Source organism: Arthrobacter sp. 135MFCol5.1 (genome assembly GCF_000374865.1).
Lineage (GTDB): Bacteria > Actinomycetota > Actinomycetes > Actinomycetales > Micrococcaceae > Arthrobacter.
In genome coordinates, this window is record NZ_KB895462.1 from 54,320 (window position 1) to 78,093 (window position 23,774).

Genomic DNA, 23,774 nt, shown 5'->3' on the forward strand with positions numbered 1-23,774 from the left:
TCCTCCTGGGACGTCGGGAAAGGATTTACGCCTCCAACATCCTACGGGGTCACCTCTGCGCGCTCCGCATCGGCCAGTTTTTGGGCTGCCGCGGTGATGTTCCGGGCCATGGCCGGGAAGATCAGGCTGTGGAAGGGAAGTACGGCCAGCCAGTAGAGCCGTCCGCTCAAACCCTTCGGGAAGAAAATGGCCCGCTGCCGGTACCGGCTGCCTCCGCCGTCCGGCTCCACGGAGAGCTCCAGCCAGGCACGGCCGGGCGCGCGCATTTCTGCCCGCAGCCGGAGCAGCCTGCCGCGGTCGATCCGCTCCACCCGCCACCAGTCCACCACCTCGCCGGCGGCCAAGGAGTGCGGGTGCCGGCGGCCCCGCAGCAGCCCGGCGCCGCCGGTCAATTTATCCAGCCAGCCCCGCACCTGCCAGGCCAAGGGCAGCGAGTACCAGCCGTTGCGGCCGCCGATCCCCTCGATGATGGTCCAGACGTGCGCCGGGTCCACGTCTCCGTGGAACGTCCGTTCGTCGATGTAGACCTTGTGCCCGGCCCACTCGGGGTCGCTGGGCAGCGGGTCTGAATCCGCGCCGGCGTTCGCCCACGTGGTCTCCACCTGGCCGTCCCGTTCCTTGCCCAGCGCCAAGGCCACCGCGGTGCGGTAGGGCGTGAGGCCGCCGTCGGGCTGCGGAATGAACTGGTCGATGTCGTGCTCGTTGGACACGGCGTCATGTTGCAACGACTGGACCAGGGGGACCGCCATGGACCATGGGATGGGGGTTGTCAGGGCCACCCACATGCCGGCCAGCTTGGGCGCCGGCACAGGCAGCGCCAACACCACCCGGTAAGGCAGGCCGGCCACGGCTGAATACTCCTGCATCATCTTGGCGTAGGTCAGCACCTGCCGGCAGCCTATGTCGAAGGTCCGGTTGATGGGACCCTCCAGCGACGCCGCAGCCACCAGGTAATAGAGCACATCGCGGACGGCGATGGCTTCGATCCGGTTGCGCACCCAGCTTGGTGCGGGCATGAGGGGCAGCGTCTCGGACAGGTGCCGGATCATTTCGAAGGAAGCGGAGCCGGAACCGATCACCACGCCCGCCTGGTACACGATCGAATCCACCGGGCTGTCCAGGAAGACCTTGCCCACGGCCTCGCGTGAGCGCATGTGGGTGGACAGCTCCACCCCCTTCGGGTGCAGGCCGCCCAGGTAGACAATCCGGTGGACGCCCGCCGCCGTGGCAGCATCCGCCGCCGTCCGGGCCATCGCCTTTTCCTTCGCCTCGAAACCGGCCCCTGCCGCCATGGAGTGCACCAGGTAGTAGAAGACGTCGACGCCGGTAAGGGCTGCGCGGAGGGCGTCGCCGTCGTCAAGGCTGCTTTCCACCACGTCCACCTCGGTGCGCCAGGGCACACCGGCGATCTTGTTGGGGGAGCGGACCAGGACCTTGACCGTATGGCCCGCTTCCAGCAGCCGTGGCACGAGCCGGCCGCCGATGTACCCGGTGGCACCGGTGACAAGGACGGTCTTTGATGTAGGCCGGGCAGTCATTTCGCTCATACTGGCTCCTGTTCGTCCCTTGTGGTTCGGAGCGGCGGCTTGTCCGGACGGCTGCTCCGACGCCGAATGCGATGGCACTGCCAGCCTAGGCCCGCAATCGCGGGACTGCCATGTCGGTCCCGCGCGGTAGGCTGGAAGTTCCCCGGGATTCGCAGCGAATTTCGGGTTTTCGCGTTGCCTGCGATTTTGATGAACAGCACAGGAGCTACTGCCATGAGTCTTTCCGGCCAGTCCGCCGCCGGCACGTCCAGCACCGGCAAAACCCGCGCCGGCACGTCCGGCGCGGTCCCCACGCTGGATGGCCTGCGCCGTGCCTTGGAGCCGGACCGGACATTCGGCCGGGTCCGGGCCGAGGCCGCACGGGGCTTCGAGGTCCGTGGACAGGATTACCAGATCAGCGCCCCTGCGGGCTTGAGGCCCGTGCTGCTGGCGGAGATGGCAGACGGCCTGGCAGCAGCGGCGGACAGCGGTGAACCGGGCGTTGTGCTTGCCGTGACCGCCACGGGCAGGGAAGCCGAGGACCTCGCCGCGGCCCTGCGCGCGTACCTGCCGGCGGACACCGTGGCCGAGTTCCCCAGCTGGGAGACCCTTCCGCACGAGCGGCTCTCGCCGCGCTCGGATACCGTGGGCCGCCGGCTCTCGGTCCTTCGCCGCCTGGCCCATCCGGAAAGTTCGACGACGGCCCGGCTGCGCGTCGTCGTCGCGCCCGTCCGCGCCGTGGTCCAGCCGGTGGTGGCCGGCCTGGGGGACCTGGTTCCGGTCACGTTGAAAGTGGGCCAGGAGGTACCGTTTTCCGATGTGGTGAAGAGCCTCGCGGACGCTGCCTACGCCCGCGTGGACATGGTGACGCACCGGGGCGAATTTGCGGTCCGCGGTGGCATTATCGACGTCTTTCCGCCCACCGAGGACCACCCCATCCGGGTGGAGTTCTTCGGGGACGAAGTGGACCAGATGCGCTGGTTCGCCGTTGCCGACCAGCGATCGCTGTCTGCCCCGGGCATCCACCACCCCGCGGAACTGCATGCGCCGCCGTGCCGGGAAATCCTCATCACGCCGTCCGTGATGTCCCGCGCCGCCACGCTGAAGGCCCAGCTGCCGGCCGCGGCGGACATGCTCGAAAAGATTGCCGGCGGCATCGCCGTGGAAGGCATGGAATCCCTGGCCCCGGTGCTGGTGGACGCGATGGTGCCGTTCGTGGACCAGCTGCCCGCCGATTCCATCGCGGTGGTCATCGAGCCCGAGAAGGTGCGCACCCGCGCCCACGACCTCGCCGCCACCAACGAGGAGTTCCTCGAGGCGGCCTGGTCCACGGCTTCGGACGGCGGGACGGCCCCCCTTGACCTCAGCTCCCAGGCCAGTGCGGCGCTGCACTCGGCGAGCTTCCGGTCGCTGGCCGAAACCCGCGCGTCCGCCCTGGGGCACGGGGTCTCCTGGTGGTCAATCACCTCCCTGGCCCAGGACGCGGAGTTGCTCCCCGAGATCGACGTATTGAACCTGCATGCCCGCGAACCCCGCGGCTACCAGGGCGATGTGGCGGAAATGATGGAGTTCATCGGCTCACATGTCCGCGACCAGTGGCGCATCGTGGTGGCTACCGAAGGTCCCGGCCCGGCCCAGCGCCTGGCCGAGCTCTTCCATGACGCGGACATTCCGTGCGCCCGGGTGGACAGCCTGGACCACGAACCCCAGGCGGGCATCATCGAAGTGACCACCGCCGCCGTCGGCCGCGGTTTTGTCCTTGACGGGCTTAAACTGGGCCTGCTGACGGAGGCCGACCTCCTGGGCCGGACTTCTGCCGGGTCCACCAAGGACATGCGGCGGATGCCCTCCAAACGGCGCAATGCGGTTGACCCGCTGCAGCTGGTGGCCGGGGACCATGTGGTGCACGAACAGCATGGCATCGGCCGGTTCGTGGAACTGATCCAGCGGAAGGTGGCCGGCGGCGGCGACGGGGTGCGGGAGTACCTGGTCCTGGAGTACGCGCCGGCCAAGCGCGGGGCGCCCGGCGACCGCTTGTTCGTCCCCACGGACCAGCTGGACCAGGTGACCCGCTACGTGGGCGGTGACGCTCCGGTGCTAAGCAAGATGGGCGGCGCCGACTGGGCCAGCACCAAGTCCAAGGCCCGGAAGGCCGTCAAGGAGATCGCCGGTGAACTGATCCGGCTCTACTCGGCCCGGATGGCCTCCCGCGGCCACGCGTTCGCCCCGGATACGCCCTGGCAGCGGGAACTGGAGGAGGCCTTCCCGTACGTGGAGACTCCCGACCAGCTCACCACCATCAACGAGGTCAAGGCGGACATGGAACGGGAGATCCCCATGGACCGCCTGGTCTCCGGCGACGTCGGCTACGGCAAGACCGAGATTGCGGTGCGGGCGGCGTTCAAGGCTGTCCAGGACGGCAAGCAGGTGGCCGTGCTGGTGCCCACCACCCTGCTCGCGCAGCAGCACTATGAGACGTTCACCGAACGGTTCTCCGGCTTCCCGCTGCGGGTCAAGCCGCTGTCCCGCTTCCAGGCTGCCAAGGAGGCCAAGGAGACGGCCGAGGGCGTGAAGAACGGCACGGTGGACGTGGTGATCGGCACGCACCGGCTGCTCTCCAAGGATTTCGAGTTCAAGGACCTTGGCCTGGTGATCGTGGACGAGGAGCAGCGGTTCGGCGTCGAGCACAAGGAAGCGCTGAAGAAGATGCGCACCAACGTGGACGTCCTGGCCATGAGCGCCACCCCGATTCCGCGCACCCTGGAGATGTCCCTGACCGGCATCCGGGAAACGTCCACCCTGGCCACCCCGCCGGAGGAACGGCACCCGGTGCTGACCTATGTGGGCCCGTACACGGACAAGCAGACCTCCGCCGCGATCCGCCGCGAACTGATGCGCGAAGGACAGGTGTTCTTCGTCCACAACCGGGTCTCCACGATTGAACGCACCGCCGCGAAGATCCGCGAACTTGTGCCGGAGGCGCGCGTGGAGGTGGCGCACGGCAAGATGTCCGAGAGCCGGCTGGAGCAGATCATCGTGGACTTCTGGGAGAAGCGGTTCGATGTCCTGGTCTGCACCACCATCATCGAGACCGGGCTGGACATCTCCAACGCCAACACCCTGATCGTCGATGGCGCGGACAAGTACGGCCTGTCCCAGCTGCATCAGCTCCGCGGCCGGGTGGGCCGTGGCCGGGAGCGCGCCTACGCCTACTTCCTCTACCCCTCGGAAAAGCCGCTGGGCGAGGTGGCCCTGGAGCGGCTCAAAGCTGTGGCCGCGCACAACGAACTGGGCGCCGGCATGCAGCTGGCCATGAAGGACCTGGAGATCCGTGGCGCCGGCAACCTGCTGGGCGGTGAACAGTCCGGGCACATCCAGGGGGTGGGCTTCGACCTGTACATCCGCCTGGTGGGCGAGGCCGTGGCGGACTTCCGCGGCGAAGCCGAAGAGAAGGCTGCGGAGATGAAGATCGAACTGCCTGTCAACGCGCACCTGCCGCACGACTACGTCCCCGGCGAGCGGCTGCGCCTGGAGGCCTACCGGAAGCTCGCCTCCGCGGTCACCAACGAGGCCATCGACGAGGTCATGGCGGAACTCGTGGACCGTTACGGCGAACTGCCGCTCCCGGCGCAGAACCTTGTGGCCGTGGCCAGGTTCCGGGTGGGTGCACGCGAGGCCGGCCTGACCGACGTCGCGCTGCAGGGCAACTTCATCAAGTTCTCCCCGGCCACCCTGCCGGAATCCAAGGTGATGCGACTGAACCGCATGTACCCGGGCGCCCAATCCAAGCCCGCCCTGGACGCCGTCCTCATCCCCAAACCGAAAACCGCACGGATCGGCGGCCGGGACCTGCAGGACGCCGAGATCCTCGACTGGGCCAACGGCGTGATCCGGAACATCTTCTCCGATGCTCCCCTGACCGTCGGTTAGGGGATGATGGGAGGACACCACGCCGCGTCGGGAGCCGCGGCGTGGGTTGCTGTTGCGTCCACGGGACCGTACACGCTGGGCTGGTATCCGCTGGATCCCACCGGCATCCTCATCGGCGGGATGGCGACGGCGGGCACGGCCCTGGTGTGCGACTGGGACCACCGCTCCAGCACGGTGGCGCACTCGCTCCCGCCGCTGTCCAATGTGATCGCGCGTGGCATCGAGAACGCCAGCGGCGGCCACCGGCAGGGCACGCATTCCATTGTGGGCGCCGCCCTGTTCGTGTTCCTGGCCGGCCTGGCATCGCAGGTCCATATGGACACCCCGTGGGGCCGCCTGTCCGTCGGCGCCGGGCTGCTGTGCATGTTCCTGATCAACATCGCGGCCAAGGCGCTGAAACTTTTTCCCAAGAGTGGATTCATCTCGAACTGGATCTTCGCCCTGGCGATGGCCAGCCTGGTCACGTTCTTCGCGCCGGACCAATGGACCTGGCTGCCCACCTCGATGCTGATCGGAGTGGCGGTCCATATTGTCGGCGACCTGGTCACCACCGGGGGAGTGCCACTGCTGTGGCCGCTGGTCATCAGGCCACCCCGGCTGCTGCGCCGGCTGCCCCTGCTGCGGAACGTCTGGCGCCCCAACGGCGCCCTCTCGGTGCCCCTGCTGGGACGGGCGGGATCCAAGCGGGAGTGGCTGGTGCTGATCCCGGTCAGCGCCTACGCCATGGTGGGCATGTCCATGGCCGGCTGGGCCATCGCCAGGGACCACTGGGGCCCGGTGGCCGCCGCCGCGGGGGCTTGGATCAGGCTGTGGTTCTAGCAGCAGGAAGGCCTCGGGCAGCAGACAGCAAAGGACCCCGGACGGCGTGTCCGGGGTCCTTTGCTGTCTGCGTGGGGATCAGTGCTCGCCTGCGGAGTCAGACCGTCCGAGGATGGTCTGCGGGATCCAGAACGCCAGGGCGAACAGGACCAGGCACACCGCCATCGGCCAGGGGTTGTCCAGGCTGAGGAAGGACAGGGAGTAGATGGCGCCCAGGAACAGGGCGAAGCTGACCACGAAAAGGACAGCGCTGGTGGCCGTGTTGTTCTCGTTCTGCGGGGTGCGGACCATGTCCTGGTTCGACGTCGTGTCCCGGCTGGACGCGTTGATCTTGCTGGACATGTGTTCCTCCTCGGCCCCGCGGGGCTTGGTCTGTGGCGGCCGTCCGGTCCCGGTCAGTAAGCGGCTGAACCCTGTTCACCCTTGACGATGGCAATCCCGGAGCTGGCGCCGATTCGTGTTGCACCTGCAGCAATCATAGCCTGAGCGTCGGCCAGGGACCGTATACCGCCGGAGGCCTTGACCCCCACGTTCGGGCCCACGGCCTTGCGCATCAGCGCCACGTCTTCAACGGTGGCGCCGCCACCGTTGAAGCCTGTGGACGTCTTGACGAAGTCCGCGCCGGCCTCCACTGCCGCCTGGCACGCCAGGACCTTTTGTTCGTCGGTCAGGAGCGCGGTTTCGATGATGACCTTCAGGATGGCGCCACCGGCGTGCACGGTCTCGGCCACGGCGGCGATGTCATCGGCCAGGGCGCCCTTGTCGCCTGCCCGGGCAGCGGCGATGTTGATCACCATATCCACCTCGTCAGCGCCGTCCAGTACCGCGCCGCGGGCCTCGAAGGACTTCACGTCCGTGGGGGTCGCCCCCAGCGGGAAGCCGACCACGGAGCAGGTGAGGACCCCTGAGCCCTTCAGCGCGGTGGTGACGGTCTTGACCCAGACAGGGTTGACGCAGACCGACTTGAACCCGTACTCGGCGGCCTCGGCGCAGACTTTCAGCACCTCGGCTTCCGAGGCTTCGGGCTTGAGCAGCGTGTGGTCGATGTAGGAGGCGATGTTCCCGTCACCGGCCGGTGTGGCGGTGCCTGCGTGAACGGTGGCTTCATTGCTCATGGATGGTCCTCTCGAGGGGCTTCGTGGGCCCGGCGCGTCGGTGACTCGTTGCTGAAACCATCTTGTCACAGCGCGCCGGGGCCGCACCGGCGGCCCGGTGGCGGACGCCGCGGGACAACCCCGGCCGGGCCGGTCAGGCGGCCACCTGCAGTGCCGGCCCGGGAGCGGCGGACGGAACTGCGGTGGCAACGGCGGTCAGCAACTGGGTGGCGCAGGCCCCCGCCGCGGACGCGGCCGCCACCAGCAGGCCCAGCCGCACGCCGTCGAACGCCGCAGCATCACCGATGGCCCAAATGCCGGGGACCGACGTGCGGAAGTCGCGGCTGATCACGATGCCGCCGCCGGCGGCCGTCCGCACCCCGGCCGTGGCGGCGAGGCTGTCACGGGAGACCCGTTCCTCGGCCAGGACCACCAGGTCTCCGGTCATGCTGCTGCCGTCCTCGAAGACGACGGCGGAGGAGGCCAGGCCGGAAGCGGATCCGCCCGGAACAACGGAAGGAACGACGGCGGCGGGCCGGGCCGTTGTGCGGATGGGCCGCACGCCTTTGGCCCGGAGGACGGCTTCGGCTTGTCCGGCGGCCGCGCCCGTGCCGACAAGGATGCCGACGGGCCTGCGTCCCAGTTCACGGGTGACTTCCTGGACGCCTTCGGCGATGCGCGGGGCGTCGTCGATGGTGGAGTAGCTCAGGCACTGGGCGGCGCCGTCCACGGGGCTGGCAGCGGGGGCGGAGCCGGTGGCGATGACCAGCTGGTCGTAGGCGAACTCCATGCCGTCGGCGGTGGCCACGGTGCGGTTGGCGGCGTCGATGTGGCTTGCGGGCTGGCCGAAGCGCACGGAAACCTGGGGCAGCATGGCCAGTTCCAGCAGTTCGGCGGGAGTGTCGTCCCGGTTGCTCAGTACGGTAATGCTTCCGGTGAAACGGGCGCGGTCCAGCTGCGCAACCAGGGCTTGGGCGGCCGGTCCGGCCCCGGCGATGACGATGCGGGTTGCCTCGGAGGTGGACGGGGAGGGTGCCGGAGCGGACATGTGCTGGCCCTTTCGCTGGTGGCCGTTAACCGGCCGGAACTTCGTGATGCACCCCAGCGTAGGGGCCTGCTTTTTCGGTTGTGTTACCCGTCCATTGCTGTTTCGGAGGGTGCTGTTCGCCAGTATTTACCGGCCGGTAACAGAACCCGTGACGCACCTCTCATCCGGGAGCCGGCGGACACATTCGGCCGCCCCCGGACCTCAAACGCGGATCCGGTAGCCCCGCTTCACCACGGTTTCGATGAGCTTGCCGTCCGGCAGCGACGACCGCAGCCGGCTCACGGTCATGTCCAGCGCGTGGACGGAACCACGGAGCTCCAGCAGGTCCGAAAGGGACTCGCGGGACAGGACCGCGCCCCCGGCACCGAGCAGCGCCCGCAGGAGCAGCAGCGGGGCGGGGGCCAGTTCCACCTGCCGGCCATCGATGCGAAGGCTGCGGCCCCGGAGCTCGATGTTTCCGGAGCGGGTGTCGAGCCGCCGGACGTGGTTCAATGCCAGGTGCTCGCACACCAGGCGGATGAGGGCTCCCATCCGGAACCGTTCCGGGATCAGCGGGGTCACCCCGGCGTCCAGCAGGGGCTGCGCCGTGACGGGACCCACCACCGCGGTAGTGACATTCAGTTTCAGGCTCTCCACCAGCTGCTTGTACAGGCCCATCTCGTGGGCCGTGCTCCACATCGCGTCCACCGCGGGGGCACTGGTGAACGTGAGGACATCCAGGTTTCCGTTGCAGGCAGCCTCGATCAGCCGCGGCAGCTTGTCCTCGCCGTCGGGCTTGACCCAGCGGTAGGGCGTCACGGTCAGGACCGTGGCGCCGGACATCCGGAGCCGTTCGATCTGGCGGACGTCGGTGTAGCCGTGCAGCTGCATGGCGACGGTCTTGCCCCGGACGCCTTCGGTGAGCAGCATGTCCACCAGCGTGGCAGTGGTTTCGTCGCTGCTGATCCCGACGTCGGCGAGGCCGGCCGCACGCACGGCCCCGCGGGCCTTGGGTCCCCGGACGAACATCCGGCAGCTTCCCAGCGTTTCCAGCAGTTCGTCGCCGATTCCGAAGGAGTCAGCGGCCTCGCACCACCGGCGCATGCCGTAGGCGGTGGTGGCGATGCACAGGTCCGGTTTGGCGGCAATGATGGCCCGGGTGTCTTCGATCAGGCGCATGTCCTCCTGGACGGGGGCGATCTTCAGCGCCGGAGCATGCAGCACTTCGGCACCCCGTCGCTCCAGGGCCTCGATCAGGTCGCGTGACCGCCGGTCCGAGGTGACGCCGATGCGGAACCCCTCAAGCGGCGATTCCGCGGCATCTGTTGTTTCTTCAGCCTGCGTGGGTTCGGCCGGTGCAAGTGCAGTCATGGGGGTCAATCCTTTCATGATCCCAGCAGCGAGGCCGCCAGCATGTCCAGGTCGGCGGCGGCTCCGGCGTGCTGCCGGTTGGCTTCGGCCACCCGGACCACCTCACCGATCACCAGTACTGCGGGATTGCTGCAGCCGGCAGCGGCGGAGGTGATGGTGCCCAGGTTTGCGATGGTGGTGCGCTGGCCCGGCCGGTAGCCGCGTTCCACCACGGCCATGGGCATGTCCGGGCGCATTCCGGCGCGGCGCAAGCCCGCTGCCAGCTGGTGCAGGGTGCCAATGCCCATGAGCACCACGATGGTCCCGCCCAGGCCGGCCAGGTGGTGGTGCTCCTTCTCAGTCAGCGGCGCGTGTCCGGAGACCACGGTGAACATGTGGCTGACCTCGCGGTGGGTGACCGGGATGCCTGCCGCGGCCGGGACCGAGATGGCGCTGGTAACGCCGGAGATGACGTGCACTTTGACACCGGCGGCCACGCACGCGGCAACTTCCTCCCCGCCCCGGCCGAAGACGTAGGGGTCCCCGCCCTTGAGGCGCACCACGTTGTTGCCGGCCAGGGCGCTTTCGACCATCAGTTTTTCAATGTCCGACTGGCTGACTTTGTGGTGGCCCGGTTTCTTTCCGACGTCCACCAGCTCCGCGGAGGTCAGCAGCGGCAGCTCCTGGTACGGGGCCAGCCGGTCGTAGAAGACGACGTCGGCGTCCCGGAGCGCCTTGACGGCAGCCACGGTGAGCAGGTCGCCCGTGCCGGGGCCGCCGCCCACCAGGGTGACGTGGCCGGCCGGGCCGGCGGCGGGCTCGGCAGCGACCGGGATGCCGGCGTTCCGGCAGCGGTCAAGGAAAGCGCCCCAGCCGTTCTGTCCGTCCTCGACGGCGGCGACCAGGAACAGCCGCTCCGGCACGTGGACGAGCCGCGCCTCTTCGGGGCTGCCAACGCGGTGGACGACGGCGCCCGCGGCTTCGTACCGCCGCACCGCCTGCCGCGCGGCATCCGGGGCGCCGGCCACCAGGACGTTCCGGCCGGTGAGGTCGATACTGAGCTGCATGGCTATGCCTCGTTTCCAGGGGTTTCCGTGGTGGCGGCGCGGACCGGGATGGAAGCCCCGATCAGGACCTTGCCTTTTTCCTCCGGGGTGGCGGGGCGCATCTGGCCGCGCTCGTCCGGGACGAAGGTGATGGAGTCGTCCTTCTGGTCGGGGGCATTGACGAAGGAGCGGAACCGGCGCAGGCGTTCGGGGTCCTTGAGGGTGTCTGCCCATTCATCCACGTACGTGTCCACGTGCTTGGCCATGGCGGCCTCAAGGTCCTCGGCGATACCCAGGGTGTCCTTCACCACCACGTCCTCAACGTGCTTGATGCCGCCGTCGAGCTCCTCCTGCCAGCGGGCCGTGCGCTGCAGGCGGTCCGCCGTGCGGATGTAGTACATGAAGTAGCGGTCGATGTACTTGATCAGGGTTTCGTCGTCCAGGTCCTTGGCCAGCAGCTGGGCGTGGGCCGGGGTGGCTCCGCCGTTGCCGCCGACGTACAGGTTCCAGCCGTCGGCGGTGGCGATCACGCCCACGTCCTTGCCGCGTGCTTCGGCACACTCACGGGCGCAGCCGGAGACGCCCATCTTCAGCTTGTGCGGGCTGCGCAGGCCGCGGTAGCGCAGCTCCAGCTGGATGGCCATGGCCACCGAGTCCTGGACACCGAACCGGCACCAGGTGGACCCGACGCACGACTTCACCGTGCGCAGGCTCTTGCCGTACGCCTGGCCGGACTCGAAGCCGGCGTCCACCAGTTCCTTCCAGATCTCCGGCAGCTGCTCCAGCCGGGCACCGAACATGTCGATCCGCTGGCCGCCGGTGATCTTGGTGTACAGGCCGTACTTTTCGGCGACGGCGGCGATCACGCCGAGCTTCCTGGGGGTGATCTCCCCGCCGGCGATGCGGGGGACCACCGAGTAGGTGCCATCCTTTTGCATGTTGGCCAGGGCGCGGTCGTTGGTGTCCTGCAGGGTGCCGCGGCCGGCGTCCAGCACGTAGGCGCTGTTCTGGCTGGCAAGGATGTTGGCGATGGTGGGCTTGCAGATGTCGCAGCCGGCCCCGGTGCCGTACTTGGCCATGATCTCCTCGAAGGAGGTCAGTCCCAGGACGCGGATGGCGTCGAAAAGTTCCTGGCGGGACAGTTCGATGTGCTCGCACAGGGCCTTGGAGACCTCGACGCCGGACTTGGTGAGTTCGGTTTCCAGCAGCTTCTTCAGCATGGGCACGCACGAACCGCACTGGGTGCCGGCACGGGTGCAGCCCTTCAGTTCGCCCAGTTCCTGGACCGGGGCGTTGCCGTCGCAGGCGCCGCAGCCGTTGATGGCGTCGCGGATGGTACCTGCCGTGACGTTGTTGCAGGAGCACAGGGTGGCGTCGTCCGGGAGCTCGGTTTCGGGAGCTTCGCCGCCGCCGGCCGCGGTCAGGAATGCGCCGGGCTCTGCGGGGAGTTCACGGCCCAGGAGAGGCCGCAGGCTCATGTAGGGAGAGGCATCGCCGACGAAGATGCCGCCCAGGAGGGTCTTGGCGTCGTCCGTGGTGACGATCTTCTGGTAGACGCCGCGGGCGGGGTCCGCGTAGACGATTTCGAGGGCGTGCTCGGTGCGGGCAAAAGCGTCACCGAAGCTGGCCACGTCCACGCCGGAGAGTTTCAGCTTGGTGGCGGTGTCGAAGCCGGGGAACGTGGCGTCGCCGCCGTGCAGCCGGTCGGCGACGATCTCGGCCATGGTGTTGGCGGGCGCCACCAGGCCAAGGCACATGCCCCCGAAGTTGGCTACCTCGCCAATGGCCCAGATGCCGGGGACTTCGGTGGCGCAGTAGTCGTTGATGACCACGCCGCCGCGCGGGCCCAGGCTGAAAAGCTGCTCTTCGCCGTCGGCGGCGCGGAAGAGTTCGTCACGGGGCTTGACGCCGACCGCGACGATGACCAGGTCGGCCGGGATGATCCTGTTGTCGGCCATCAGCACTCCGGTGACCTGGCCGTCGTCGTCCGCCAAAATCTCCGACGGGAAGACACCGCCGTGGACCTCGAAGCCCTTGGCTTCGATCAGGCGGCCCAAGGCCTGGCCCGCGCCCTCGTCCAGCTGGGTGTTCATGAGCCAGGGGGCGCCGTTGATGACCACAGGGGTGGCGCCGAGCTGTTCCGTGCCGGCTGCGGATTCCAGTCCCAGGAGCCCGCCGCCAATGGTGACCGCGTTGATCTTGCGGCCGAGTTTCGCGGTGAGGTCGGCGACGGCCTTGTTGATGGCCCACACGTCCTCCAGCGTCCGGTAGACGTGGGCGTGCCCGGCGCCGGGGATGGGCAGGCGGACGGCGTCCGAACCCGTGGCCACGACCAGTTCGTCATATTCGTAGGTGTTGCCGGCGGCCGTCTCCACGGTCTTGGCCTCAGCGTTGACCTTCACGACGCGCTCGCCGGTCTTCAGGGTCAAGGAGCCGTGCTCCCACATGGAGGTCGTTCCCAGCGTCAGGTCCACACCGGTGTCCGTGAGGGCCTTCGAGAGGGCCACGCGGTCGTAGGGGAGGTGGGCTTCCTCGGTGAGGACCGTGACATCCCAGCCGTCGAGGCCGCGGGCATGCATGGCGTCCGCGAAACGGTGGGCCGCAGGGCCGCCGCCGGCGACGACGATGCGGCGCGGAGTCTCGGTGCTTGAAGTCTGTTCGGTCACTGTGGGCCTTTCGCATGGGCCGCAGACGGTGCTCTGCAGCTTGTGCTCCCAGCCTAGGGAGGGGCAGTTTCGCCTCAGTTTCCCTTTTGTTTCGTCAACTTAACTTCTGCATCACGAGCGCATTTCCGGCCGCGTGAGGTCTCTTTTACCCGCCGGACACATTCACCGCACTCCTTTGAAACACCCGGAACCTAGCGTTGGACACGACATCACAAGCAGCCGCTTGCAGGGATGACAGGCACAGGAGAGGAGCCGGACATGACGGCAACACTGGAACTTGGGGCGTTCGCCGCCGAATCAGACACCGCCGGATCCGGGACCGGTTGGCACCGCGTCTGCGCGGTGGAGGACCTTGAGCCCGCCTGGGGCGAGGCAGCGCTGCTTGCCGGCCGCCAGGTGGCGCTGTTCCGCACCGGTCCACGCGAAGTCTTCGCCGTGGCGCATGAGGATCCGGCCACCGGAGCCCACGTCATGGCCCGCGGCATCCTGGGTTCCAAGGGCACGCGCCCCACGATCGCCTCGCCGCTGCATAAAGAGGTCTACGACCTCGAGACCGGTCAATGCTTCACCACTCCGGGCCTGCGCCTGGCCGCCTTCAACACCCGGATCACCGACGGGTTCGTCGAGGTGGAACTCTAGGACTTCCCGCACACAGGAAAGGGGCGCCAGGCGGCGCCCCTTTCCGCGGTTAAAGTCCCAGTGCCTCGCTGACGTCGTGCAGGACCTCGTCCAGGGAGGCACGCGCCGCCTGGCGCGCCTCCGGCAGTTCGGCGGCGGATCCCACGTGGTGGATCACTTCGAGGTAGCACTTGAGCTTGGGCTCCGTGCCGCTGGGCCGGATGATCACGCGGGTCAGGTCCCTGGTGATGTACAGCAGGCCCTCCGTGGGCGGCAGCTGGCCGCTTCCCTCTGCCAGGTCGGTGAAGACTTCCACCGCGGACTGCCCGAACGATTCCGGCGGCGAAACCCGCAACCGGTTCATCATGGCGTCCAGGAGGCCCAGGTCTGCGACCCGGATGCTCAGCTGGTCGCTGGCGTGCAGGCCGTGCTGGAGGTACAGCTCATCGAGGGTGTCGAAGACGGTCTTGCCGGCGGCCTTGGCGGCGGCAGCAAGTTCGGCGATCAGCACGGCGGCGGAAATGCCGTCCTTGTCCTTCACCAGGTCCGGCGCGACGCAATAACCCAGCGCTTCCTCGTAGCCGTAGGTGAGGCCGGGAACCCGGGAGATCCATTTGAACCCGGTCAGGGTTACTTCATGGGCGAAGCCCGCGGCAGCGGCGACGCGCGCCAGCAGGCGGGAGGACACGATCGAGTTGGCAAAGACACCCTGGTGGTCCGCTTCGGTGCCGGCGTCCGCGAGCCGGGCGGCGATGTGGGCCCCCAGGAGGGCGCCGACTTCGTCTCCGCGGAGCATCCGCCAGGCGCCGGTGTCCGGGTCCTTGGCGGCGACGGCAGCCCTGTCGGCGTCGGGATCGTTTGCGATGACCAGGTCGGCGTCGAGCCGTTCGGCCGCTTCGAGGGCGAGGTCGAGTGCCCCGGGTTCTTCCGGGTTGGGGAAGCTGACGGTGGGGAATTCGGGGTCCGGTTCGGCCTGTTCGGCCACCATGGTGACATCCGTGAAACCTGCCGCGTTCAGGACCTCCAGTGCCGTCCCGCCACCCACGCCGTGCAGCGGGGTCAGGACGATCCGCAGGTCGCGGGCGGGGAAGCGGTCCGGCATGGCCAGTGCAGCAATCGCCCGCTGGTAGTCGGCGGCCAGCGAGCCGTCCAGCACGGTCCACCCGCCGTCCGCCAGTTCGATGGAGCCGACGGGGCCCACGGCGCTGATCCGCGCGGCGATGCGGGCGTCGTAGGGGGCCACGATCTGGGCGCCGTCGCCGTCGGCGGACACTGCGTGCCGGCCCAGGTAGACCTTGTACCCGTTGTCCTGCGGCGGGTTGTGGCTGGCGGTGACCATGACGCCGCCGTCGCATTCCAGGGCGCGGACGGCGTAGGCCAGCAGGGGAGTGGGGAGGGCTGCCGGGAGCAGGAAAGTCTCGATGCCGGCAGCGGTGAAGATGGCGGCCGTTTCGGCCGCGAAGACATCCGAGTTGTGCCGGGCGTCATAGCCGACGACGGCGCGCGGCCGGGTGCCGGACGCAGCTTCGGCCACGGCGTCCACCAGGAAGGCCGCCAGTCCGGCTGCGGCGCGGCGGACCACCACCCGGTTCATCCGGTTCGGCCCGGGTCCGAGGGCGGCGCGCAGGCCCGCCGTGCCAAACTGCAGCGTGCCGCGGAAGCTGTCTTCCAGCTCCTGCCGTGCCGCGGGGTCGCCCTCTTCAACGAGCCCCACAAGCCCAAGCAGCGATGCTTGTGTTGCGGGATCCGGATCCAGGGCGGCCCATTCCCGGGCCTCGGCAAGCAGGCGAAGTTCGGCATCGGAAGACGTCATGGGCCTAACGCTATCGTCATTGCAGGTCCGTTGCCCGCACCCCGGCGGTCAGGGGCGTTCAGAGCCGGGCGATGATGTCAGCCAGCAACCGGGAGATGCGCGGGCCCGCGGCCTGGCCGGATTCGATGACTTCCTGGTGGCTGAGCGGCTGGGGGCTGATGCCCGCTGCCAGGTTGGTGACCAGGGAGATGCCGAACACTTCCATTCCGGCGTGGCGGCCGGCAATGGCCTCCAGTGCCGTCGACATGCCGATCAGGTCCGCCCCGATCCGCTTGGCGTACTGCACTTCAGCCGGGGTTTCGTAGTGCGGGCCGGGGAACTGGGCGTAGATGCCCTCGTCCAGGGTGGGATCCACCTCGCGGGCCAGTCCACGGATGCGCGGTGAGTACAGGTCCGTCAGGTCCACGAACGTTGCGCCCTCCAGCGGGGACGCAGCGGTGAGGTTGATGTGGTCGCTGATCAACACGGGGGTGCCGGGCGTCCACGCCTCGTTGAGTCCGCCGCAGCCGTTGGTGAGTACCAGGGTCTTGCACCCGGCGGCCGCAGCGGCCCGGATCCCGTGCACCACTGCCCGGACGCCCCTGCCTTCGTAGTAGTGGGTCCGCGCACCCAGGACCAGGGCGCGTTTTCCGTCCTTGGCCAGTACGGACCGGATGGTTCCCACATGGCCTTCCACAGCGGGGGCATGGAAGCCGGGGACCTCCTCCGCGGAGAGGGTGGCGGTGGTCTCGCCGATCAGGTCGGCGGCCTCGCCCCAGCCGGAACCGAGGACCAGGGCGACGTCGTGGCGGTCCACCCCGGTCTCCTCGGCGATGTAGTCAGCGGCGGCCCGGGCGGCGGCAAACGGGTCAGTGTTCAGGAAGTCTGTTGTACTCACCAGTACAAGTTATCCTGCCGCCACTGTTGCCCTCATCACGGCCGGCCCGGAAAACGCCCTGTTTTCTTGGTGGTCAGGCCGGAGATGGGCGAGAATGGATGACTGTGACTACGCATCCAGATTTCAGTTCCCCCCGAATCGCGATCCTGGGAGGCGGTCCCGGCGGATACGAGGCGGCCATGGTCGCCGCCTCGCTGGGGGCAACGGTCACCATCATCGAACGTGCCGGGCTCGGCGGCTCCGCGGTGCTGACCGACGTCGTTCCCTCCAAGACCCTCATCGCCACGGCAGACCTCATGGCCCGGGTGGCCGAGGCGGGCGAGCTCGGCGTGAAATTCGACGTCGACGGCGGCGATTTCGTGCCGGTGATGCACGCTGACCTTAAGCACATCAATGACCGCCTCCTCACCCTGGCCCGCACCCAGTCCCATGACATCCGCGAGGGCCTGGAGAAGGTGGGTGTGCGGATCATTGCCGGGTCCGGCCGCCTCGTGGATAACCACACCATCGAGGTCCTGACCGCTGACGGCACCGAGACGGTGGAAGCCGACACCATCCTGCTGGCTGTTGGCGCGCACCCCCGCGAACTGGAAACTGCCCGCCCGGACGGTGAGCGGATCCTCAACTGGACCCAGATCTACGACCTTGACGAACTTCCCGAGGAACTGATCGTCGTCGGCTCCGGCGTGACGGGTGCCGAATTCGCCTCCGCCTACAACGGCTTGGGATCAAAGGTCACCCTGGTCTCCAGCCGCGACCGCGTGCTGCCGGGCTCCGACGTCGACGCCGCGGTGGTACTGGAAGAAGTCTTCGAGCGCCGTGGGGTCCGGGTCCTGTCCCGCTCCCGCGCCCAGTCCGTGGAGCGTACGGACGACGGCGTCGTGGTGACCCTCGCCGATGGCTCCACCGTGACCGGCAGCCACTGCCTGCTCTGCCTGGGCTCCATCCCCAACACCGCCGGACTGGGCCTTGAAGAAGCCGGCGTGGCCGTCAGCGACAGCGGCCACATCAAGGTTGACGGGGTATCCCGCACCACGGCCCCGAACATCTACGCCGCCGGCGACTGCACCGGCGTCCTGCCGCTGGCCTCCGTGGCCGCCATGCAGGGCCGCATCGCTGTGGCGCACTTCATGGGCGACGGCGTGACCCCGCTCAAGCTCCACCAGGTGGCGTCGAACATCTTCACGTCCCCGGAAATCGCCAACGTGGGAGTGTCCGAGGCGGAGATCGAGTCCGGCAAATACCAGGCGGACATCATCAAGCTTTCGCTGCGCAGCAACGCCCGCGCCAAGATGCGCAACGCCAAGGACGGCTTCGTGAAGATCTTTGCCCGGAAGGGCTCCGGAACCGTCATCGGCGGCGTGGTGGTGGGGCCCAACGCGTCCGAGCTGATCTTCCCGATCGCCATCGCGGTCAAGCAGAAGCTGCACGTGGACGACCTCGCCAGCACCTTCACCGTGTACCCGTCGCTGACCGGCTCCATCTCCGAGGCCGCCCGCCGCCTGCACGTCCACATGTAGGGCAAGGCCGGGGCCCCGTGTGGCCTTGCGGGCTTAGGGGAGGGCCGGGGAGAAGTGCTTCTCGATAAGCCCCTTGATGTCCTCGTGACAGCCGCCGCAGCCGGTGCCTGCCCGGGTGGCCTTGGCCACGTCCGCCACCGTTGAGCAGCCGCCCTCCACAGCGCCCTGGATCGCCGCTCCGCTGACACCGGCGCACCGGCAGACGGTGCCTGCGGGGTCGGCGGCGCCGGGGACCAGGTCCGGCCCGTCCAGGCGCAGGAGCAGGGAACGGTCGGCGGGCAGTTCGGCGCCGCGTTCAAAAAGGCCCACCAGTTCGGCCGCGGTCCGCGGCATTCCCACTGACACCAGGCCCTCCAGGACGCCGCCGCGGGTGGTCATCTTGACGTAGCGGCCGTGCTCCGGATCGGCCCACTGGGCGATTTGCAGGCGCGGCCTGCCGTTGACGGCACCTGCGGTGAGCGCTTCTTCGTCCCAGGGGTCGGCGCCGTTGTTCCCGGCCACCGCCATGTTCAGGCCACGGGCCTTCAGCACCACGACGGCCGGTTGTTCCGGTGGCAGGGCCGGCAGCAGGTCCGCCTCCGCCGCTGCCCCTTCGGCCAGCAGGGTGAGGTAGCCGCCCAACCATTCGGCCTGGCGCCAGCCGGGCCCTACCAGCCCGGACGGGCCCATGGCGTTCCTGCATGCGGCGCAGCCCGGATCCGGGCAGCGAACCTCCGCGCAGTCGCCGATGGCAAAGATGTGCGGTTCGTGGTGCGCCCGCAGCCGGTGGTCCACCAGGATCCCGGTGCCGGTGGACAGTCCGCAGCCTTCGGCCAGTTCGGTTCGGGGACGGACCCCGCACGAGATGACCAGAAGGTCGCCGTCGATCGCGGACCCGTCGTCGAGCAGCAACGCCGAGAAGCCGCCGTCGGGCGCGTTGTGCTCAACGCCGGTGGAGCGGGCGTTGCCTGCCACCCTCACGCCGCACCGGCGCAGTCCGGCGGCCAGGACGGCGCCGCCGCCGCGGTCGATGTTGCGGCCCAAGGGGTGCGGCCCGTTGTGGACCACGGTGACCGTAGCTCCTTCTTCCGCGGCCGCGAGTGCCGTCTCCAGCCCGAGGACGCCGCCGCCCAGGACCACCACCCGTTTGCCGCCGTCCACCGCCTGCCGGAGCACGTCCGCGTCACGGAGGTCGCGCAAGGCCGTGACCCCGGCGGGAAGCACGGGGGAGGCCGGGTCGGGGTTGATGCCGGTGAGGTTGGGGATGACGGGCCGGGATCCGGTGGCAAACACCAGCCTGTCGTAGTGCACGGCGGTTCCGTCGGACAGCAGGACCTGCTGCCGCGCCCGGTCCACCCGTTTGACCCGCACGGACAGGCGGACATCCACCCCCTGGGCTGCCAGGTCGGCGGCGTCGGCGAGGGCCAGGGCGCCGGCGGTGGTGCGGCCGACGCCGAGGTCCGCCACCAGGACGCGGTTGTAGGCGGCCTCGGACTCCTCACCCACCACTGTGAGCCGGGCGTGCCCGCCGCGGACGGCGGGCAGGAGCTCGTCCACCAGCCTGGCGGCCACGGGGCCGAATCCCACGATCACAATCTGCTCGCTCATGAGGCCTCCGTCTTTTGCAGCATAAGGGCGGAATCGGGGGCGGCCACGGGCCGGACCCACACGGTGTTGAACTTGAATTCAGGCATCCCGGAGATGGGGTCGGTGGCGGCTTCGGTCAGCCGGTTGGCGCTTTCTGATCCCGGGAAGTGGAAGGGCAGGAAGACCGTTTCGGGCCGGATGGCGCTGGTGAGTTCCGCCCGGCAGACCACCTCGCCGCGTGCGTTGGCCACGGAGAGCAGCGAGCCGGCGGTGATGCCGAGTGCCTCGGCGGCCGCGGGGTGGATCTGGGCCTTCGCTTCCGGCTGGGCGGCGAGAAGTTCCTGGACCCGCCGGGTCTGCGCGCCGGACTGGTAGTGCTCCAGGAGGCGCCCGGTGATGAGGGTCATTTCCTTGGCGCCGGCCGCCGCGTTTGCGCCGGGGTCCGCAGTGGAGGGGCGACGGCGGCGTGGAACCACCGGGACCATGACCGCCTTGCCGCCGGGGTGCGCGAAGCCGTCCCGGAAGAGCCGCGGCGTGCCGGTGCTGCCGGCAGGGTAGGGCCAGTAGGCGGCTTCGCCCCGGTCCAGCATGGCGTAGTCGATGCCCGAGTAGTCGGCAAGCCCGCCCGCGGAGGCAAGCCGCAGTTCCTCGAAGACCGTCTCAGGGTCCTCGCTGTAGGTGGAGGGGGCGTCCAACCGCTCAGCCAGCCGGGCCATGATCCACAGTTCGCTGCGGGCACCGGCGGGCGGGGAGATGGCGCGGCGCCGGCGCAGGACGCGACCTTCCAGGTTGGTCAGGGTGCCTTCCTCCTCGGCCCACTGGAGGACCGGAAGGATGAGGTCGGCCTCCGCAGCGGTTTCCGACATGAAGAAGTCGCACACCACCAGGAAGTCCAGGCTGCGCAGGCCCTTGATGACAGTGTTGGCGTCGGGGGCGGCCACGGCGATGTTGGAAGCGTGTACGAAAAGGCACCGTACGCCGTCGGGCTGTCCCAGCGACTTCAGCAACTGGACGGCGGGCAGGCCGGGCCCGGGGATCAGCGCTTCGGGCACGCCCCAGACAGTGGCGACGTGGGCCCGGGCGGCAGGGTCGGTGATCTTCCGGTAGCCGGGGAGCTGGTCCGCCTTCTGGCCGTGCTCGCGGCCGCCCTGGCCGTTGCCCTGGCCGGTGAGGGTTCCGTAGCCGCTGCGGGCAGAGCCCGGCAGGCCCAGCAGGAGGCTGAGGTTGATGGCGGCCGTCGCGGTGTCGGTGCCGTCCACATGCTGTTCCACGCCGCGGCCGGTCAGGATGTAGCTGCCGCCTGCCTGCGCCCCGGCGGCCAGCCTGCGGGCGGTTTCCCGGATCAGGTCCGCGGGCACGCCGGTGAGGGATTGCACGCGCTCGGGCCAGAAGGCGTTGACGCTGCGGGCTACGGCGTCGTAGCCCGTGGTGCGCTCCCGCAGGTATACAGCGTCCGCCAGGCCTTCGTGGATGACCACGTGGGAGAGCCCGAGCAGCAGGGCCAGGTCAGTGCCCGGCAGTGGCTGGAGATGGATGCCGCCGCCGTCGGCTGTGAAGGCTGCCGTGGCGGAGCGGCGCGGATCCACCACGATCAGTCCGCCGGCATTGCGGGCACCCTGCAGGTGCTGGACGAAAGGCGGCATGGTCTCGGCGACGTTCGAACCCAGCATGAGGATGGTGCCGGCGGCATCCAGGGCCTCGAGCGGGAAGGGCAGGCCGCGGTCCACGCCGAAGGCGCGCATGCCGGCGGCCGCTGCCGAGGACATGCAGAACCTGCCGTTGTAGTCGATCCGGGAGGTCCCCAGTGCCAGCCGGGCGAACTTGCCCAGCTGGTAGGCCTTCTCGTTGGTGAGTCCGCCGCCCCCGAAAACACCTATGGAGTCGGCCCCGTGGCGGGCGCGGGCATCCCGGACTGCCGAGGCGGCCAGGTCCAGGGCCTGGTCCCAGCCGATCGGCCGGTGGACGCCGTCGGGACCCTTCAGGAGCGGCTCGGTGATCCTGCCCGCGTGGTTCAGGAGCGTGGGGGAGGTCCACCCCTTGCGGCAGAGTCCGCCGCGGTTGGTGGGGAAGTCCCGGCCGGCAACTTCCAGGGCTGCCGCGGGGTTCAGGGCAGGCACGGGGCCTGGCCCCGGCTGTTCAGCCGGGGCCAGGTCCGCGGGGGACGTGAGCGTCATGGCGCACTGCAGGGCGCAGTAGGGGCAGTGCGTGTCGGCGCTTTTGGTCATGTTAGACGTGCCCCATCGCGTTCCGGCCGGCGTTGCGGATGTAGCAGGTCCAGCAGACCACCAGCATGAGGACATACGCGCCGACGAATCCGTAGAAGGCCGGAGTGTAGGAGCCGCTGGCGGTGCTGGAGGCATTCAGCACCTGGGGGATCACGAAGCCCCCGTAGGCTCCGATCGCGGAGATCAGTCCGAGGGCCGAGGACGCCAGGCGCTGGGTGGCCACCGGGTTGGCACCGTTGCGGGCAGCCCGGCTGGAGGTGGCGAAGATGACCGGGATCATCCGGTAGGTGGCGCCGTTGCCGAAGCCGCTGGCGGTGAACAGCATCAGGAAAAGGACCAGAAAGAGCAGGAAGTTCTTCAGCGGGAGGGTCCAAACCATGGTCAGCGTGATCACGGCCATGGAGGCGAAGGCGGCAACGGTCATCCGGGCGCCGCCCATCCGGTCCGCCATGCGTCCGCCGTACGGGCGGGCCAGCGAACCCACCAGGGGGCCCAGGAAGGCCAGGGACAGGGCCACGGTCCCCACTCCGATGGAGGAGAACGCGGGGAAGTAGTCCTTGATGAGCTTGGGGAACACGCCGGCGAAGCCGATGAAGGAGCCAAAGGTGCCGATGTACAGCAGGGCCATGATCCACAGGTGCGGTTCCTTCAGCGCCGCGACCGAGCCGGCCACGTCGCCCTTGGCGCTGGTGAGGTTGTTCATGTACTTGAAGGCGCCGAATGCTGCCAGCAGGATGAACGGGACCCACATCCACCCGGCCATAGGCAGGTTGACGGTGCCGGCTGCGAGGAGGGTGATGACGATCGGGACGGCAAGCTGTGCGACGGCGGCGCCCAGGTTTCCGCCGGCGGCGTTCAGGCCCAGCGCCCAGCCCTTTTCCCTCGCCGGGTAGAAGAACGTGATGTTGGCCATGGAGCTGGCGAAGTTGCCGCCGCCGAAGCCGGCGAGGGCAGCCACCAGGAGCATGACGCCGAACGGCGTGTCCGGGTTGGAGACACACAGCGCCAGTCCGGTGGAGGGGATCAGGAGCAGCAGTGCGGAGACGATGGTCCAGTTCCGTCCGCCGAAGCGGGGGACCATGAACGTGTAGGGAATGCGGAGGGTGGCGCCCACGAGGCTGGGCATCGAGATGAGCCAGAAGATCTCCGAGGTGGAGAAGGTGAAGCCGGCGGCGGGAAGCTGGACCACCACGATGGACCACAGCTGCCACACCACGAAGCCGAGGAACTCGGCGAAGATGGACCAGTTCAGGTTGCGGCGGGCGATGGCGCGGCCGGCGGTTTCCCACTGCTCCTTGTTCTCGGCATCCCAGTTGGCGATCCAGCGGCCGGGGCGGAATTCAAGGGCAGGGGCGTCTGTGGTGCGGGTACGGCCGGGCTGTGCGCTGGCGGATGCGGCAACGGCTGCCGGTCCAGTGGCCTCTTCGAGGTCAAGGGTATTTCCGGCGCCGGCATCAACGGTGCGGTCAACAGTCACGGGTTACCTCCTTCAGGGGATGTTGTTCCTCCAAGGTAGGGACGGCTCGTTTCGCGAACGGACGATGTTTGTTAACGCGCTGTGACTTTTGCCTATCCGGGCCTGTACGCCGGCGTGAGGCCCGGTGTGGAGGCCCGCATGGTGAGACACACAACACGTGTCCGCATGATGGACGATTCGTCCATTGACTGGACGCAGCGAAGTAAGATCGAACTCTAAT

General features: G+C 68.8%; 16 protein-coding genes. 4 read left to right on the forward strand and 12 right to left on the reverse strand.

The annotated features are described in order from the left end of the window. Positions 1 to 41: 41 nt before the first annotated feature. Positions 42 to 1,547 (reverse strand): SDR family oxidoreductase, encoded by a 1,506-nt coding sequence (locus C563_RS0115415; protein ID WP_018762967.1) that lies wholly within the window; start codon positions 1,545 to 1,547, stop codon positions 42 to 44. A gap of 213 nt (positions 1,548 to 1,760) precedes the next feature. Between C563_RS0115415 and mfd the strand changes: the two genes are divergently transcribed. Then, positions 1,761 to 5,456: a transcription-repair coupling factor gene (gene mfd / locus C563_RS0115420; protein WP_018762968.1), complete on the forward strand. Its 3,696-nt coding sequence runs from the start codon at positions 1,761 to 1,763 to the stop codon at positions 5,454 to 5,456. Positions 5,457 to 5,459: 3 nt separating this feature from the next. After that, positions 5,460 to 6,275 carry a metal-dependent hydrolase gene (locus tag C563_RS0115425; RefSeq protein WP_018762969.1) on the forward strand — a complete coding sequence of 272 codons (816 nt, stop codon included), beginning with the start codon at positions 5,460 to 5,462 and terminating at the stop codon, positions 6,273 to 6,275. Positions 6,276 to 6,353: 78 nt separating this feature from the next. Here C563_RS0115425 and C563_RS0115430 read toward each other — a convergent pair whose 3' ends face one another. The 6 genes from C563_RS0115430 to nirB all read right to left on the reverse strand — a co-directional run bounded on the left by C563_RS0115430 (position 6,354) and on the right by nirB (position 13,458). Next, the gene (locus C563_RS0115430; RefSeq protein WP_018762970.1) at positions 6,354 to 6,617 is read right to left on the reverse strand and encodes a hypothetical protein; all 264 of its coding nucleotides are present in this window, start codon (positions 6,615 to 6,617) and stop codon (positions 6,354 to 6,356) included. 53 nt (positions 6,618 to 6,670) lie between these two features. Next, positions 6,671 to 7,390, reverse strand: coding sequence for a deoxyribose-phosphate aldolase (gene deoC, locus C563_RS0115435; protein ID WP_018762971.1), 720 nt, complete (start codon positions 7,388 to 7,390; stop codon positions 6,671 to 6,673). Between the two features lie 133 nt (positions 7,391 to 7,523). Further along, the gene (locus tag C563_RS0115440; RefSeq protein ID WP_018762972.1) at positions 7,524 to 8,417 is read right to left on the reverse strand and encodes an FAD-dependent oxidoreductase; all 894 of its coding nucleotides are present in this window, start codon (positions 8,415 to 8,417) and stop codon (positions 7,524 to 7,526) included. Positions 8,418 to 8,618: 201 nt separating this feature from the next. Further along, positions 8,619 to 9,767 carry a uroporphyrinogen-III synthase gene (locus C563_RS0115445; protein WP_018762973.1) on the reverse strand — a complete coding sequence of 383 codons (1,149 nt, stop codon included), beginning with the start codon at positions 9,765 to 9,767 and terminating at the stop codon, positions 8,619 to 8,621. Between the two features lie 14 nt (positions 9,768 to 9,781). Continuing rightward, positions 9,782 to 10,813 carry a uroporphyrinogen-III C-methyltransferase gene (gene cobA, locus C563_RS0115450; protein WP_018762974.1) on the reverse strand — a complete coding sequence of 344 codons (1,032 nt, stop codon included), beginning with the start codon at positions 10,811 to 10,813 and terminating at the stop codon, positions 9,782 to 9,784. A 2-nt stretch (positions 10,814 to 10,815) separates the two neighbouring features. Next, entirely contained in the window at positions 10,816 to 13,458 is a 2,643-nt protein-coding gene (gene nirB / locus C563_RS0115455; RefSeq protein WP_018762975.1) for a nitrite reductase large subunit NirB, read from the reverse strand. 258 nt (positions 13,459 to 13,716) lie between these two features. Here nirB and nirD point away from each other — a divergent pair, with 258 nt between their 5' ends. Continuing rightward, entirely contained in the window at positions 13,717 to 14,097 is a 381-nt protein-coding gene (gene nirD / locus C563_RS0115460; RefSeq protein ID WP_018762976.1) for a nitrite reductase small subunit NirD, read from the forward strand. 49 nt (positions 14,098 to 14,146) lie between these two features. Here the strand turns inward: nirD and C563_RS0115465 are convergent, their stop codons facing one another. After that, positions 14,147 to 15,889, reverse strand: coding sequence for a phospho-sugar mutase (locus C563_RS0115465; RefSeq protein ID WP_018762977.1), 1,743 nt, complete (start codon positions 15,887 to 15,889; stop codon positions 14,147 to 14,149). A gap of 58 nt (positions 15,890 to 15,947) precedes the next feature. After that, entirely contained in the window at positions 15,948 to 16,766 is an 819-nt protein-coding gene (locus C563_RS0115470) for a purine-nucleoside phosphorylase (RefSeq protein ID WP_018762978.1), read from the reverse strand. 104 nt (positions 16,767 to 16,870) lie between these two features. On the opposite strand from C563_RS0115470, the gene C563_RS0115475 reads away from it, so the two are divergent. Continuing rightward, a complete protein-coding gene (locus C563_RS0115475; RefSeq protein ID WP_026264929.1) occupies positions 16,871 to 18,286 on the forward strand; it encodes an NAD(P)H-quinone dehydrogenase in 1,416 nt (471 codons plus the stop codon). 33 nt (positions 18,287 to 18,319) lie between these two features. On the opposite strand, the gene C563_RS0115480 is transcribed toward C563_RS0115475, so the two are convergent. Genes C563_RS0115480 through C563_RS0115490 form a run of 3 tightly spaced genes read right to left on the reverse strand, consistent with a single transcriptional unit; the run spans position 18,320 to position 23,554 of the window. Then, positions 18,320 to 19,873, reverse strand: coding sequence for an FAD-dependent oxidoreductase (locus tag C563_RS0115480; RefSeq protein ID WP_018762980.1), 1,554 nt, complete (start codon positions 19,871 to 19,873; stop codon positions 18,320 to 18,322). After that, complete coding sequence (locus C563_RS0115485) at positions 19,870 to 22,077, reverse strand: molybdopterin oxidoreductase family protein (protein ID WP_018762981.1); 2,208 nt, start codon at positions 22,075 to 22,077, stop codon at positions 19,870 to 19,872. Before C563_RS0115485 ends, C563_RS0115480 begins: the two co-directional genes overlap by 4 nt. A 1-nt stretch (position 22,078) precedes the next feature. Next, positions 22,079 to 23,554: an MFS transporter gene (locus C563_RS0115490; RefSeq protein WP_018762982.1), complete on the reverse strand. Its 1,476-nt coding sequence runs from the start codon at positions 23,552 to 23,554 to the stop codon at positions 22,079 to 22,081. Between the last annotated feature and the right edge of the window lie 220 nt (positions 23,555 to 23,774).

What these genes read in the sequence shown, in the direction of transcription:
- nirD (WP_018762976.1), top strand. Translation starts at nt 13,717, where the DNA reads ATGACGGCAACACTGGAACTTGGGGCGTTCGCCGCCGAATCAGACACC.
- C563_RS0115415 (WP_018762967.1), bottom strand. Translation starts at nt 1,547, where the DNA reads ATGAGCGAAATGACTGCCCGGCCTACATCAAAGACCGTCCTTGTCACC.
- mfd (WP_018762968.1), top strand. Translation starts at nt 1,761, where the DNA reads ATGAGTCTTTCCGGCCAGTCCGCCGCCGGCACGTCCAGCACCGGCAAA.
- C563_RS0115440 (WP_018762972.1), bottom strand. Translation starts at nt 8,417, where the DNA reads ATGTCCGCTCCGGCACCCTCCCCGTCCACCTCCGAGGCAACCCGCATC.
- C563_RS0115485 (WP_018762981.1), bottom strand. Translation starts at nt 22,077, where the DNA reads ATGACCAAAAGCGCCGACACGCACTGCCCCTACTGCGCCCTGCAGTGC.
- C563_RS0115425 (WP_018762969.1), top strand. Translation starts at nt 5,460, where the DNA reads ATGATGGGAGGACACCACGCCGCGTCGGGAGCCGCGGCGTGGGTTGCT.
- deoC (WP_018762971.1), bottom strand. Translation starts at nt 7,390, where the DNA reads ATGAGCAATGAAGCCACCGTTCACGCAGGCACCGCCACACCGGCCGGT.
- C563_RS0115480 (WP_018762980.1), bottom strand. Translation starts at nt 19,873, where the DNA reads ATGAGCGAGCAGATTGTGATCGTGGGATTCGGCCCCGTGGCCGCCAGG.
- C563_RS0115445 (WP_018762973.1), bottom strand. Translation starts at nt 9,767, where the DNA reads ATGACTGCACTTGCACCGGCCGAACCCACGCAGGCTGAAGAAACAACA.
- C563_RS0115430 (WP_018762970.1), bottom strand. Translation starts at nt 6,617, where the DNA reads ATGTCCAGCAAGATCAACGCGTCCAGCCGGGACACGACGTCGAACCAG.
- C563_RS0115465 (WP_018762977.1), bottom strand. Translation starts at nt 15,889, where the DNA reads ATGACGTCTTCCGATGCCGAACTTCGCCTGCTTGCCGAGGCCCGGGAA.
- cobA (WP_018762974.1), bottom strand. Translation starts at nt 10,813, where the DNA reads ATGCAGCTCAGTATCGACCTCACCGGCCGGAACGTCCTGGTGGCCGGC.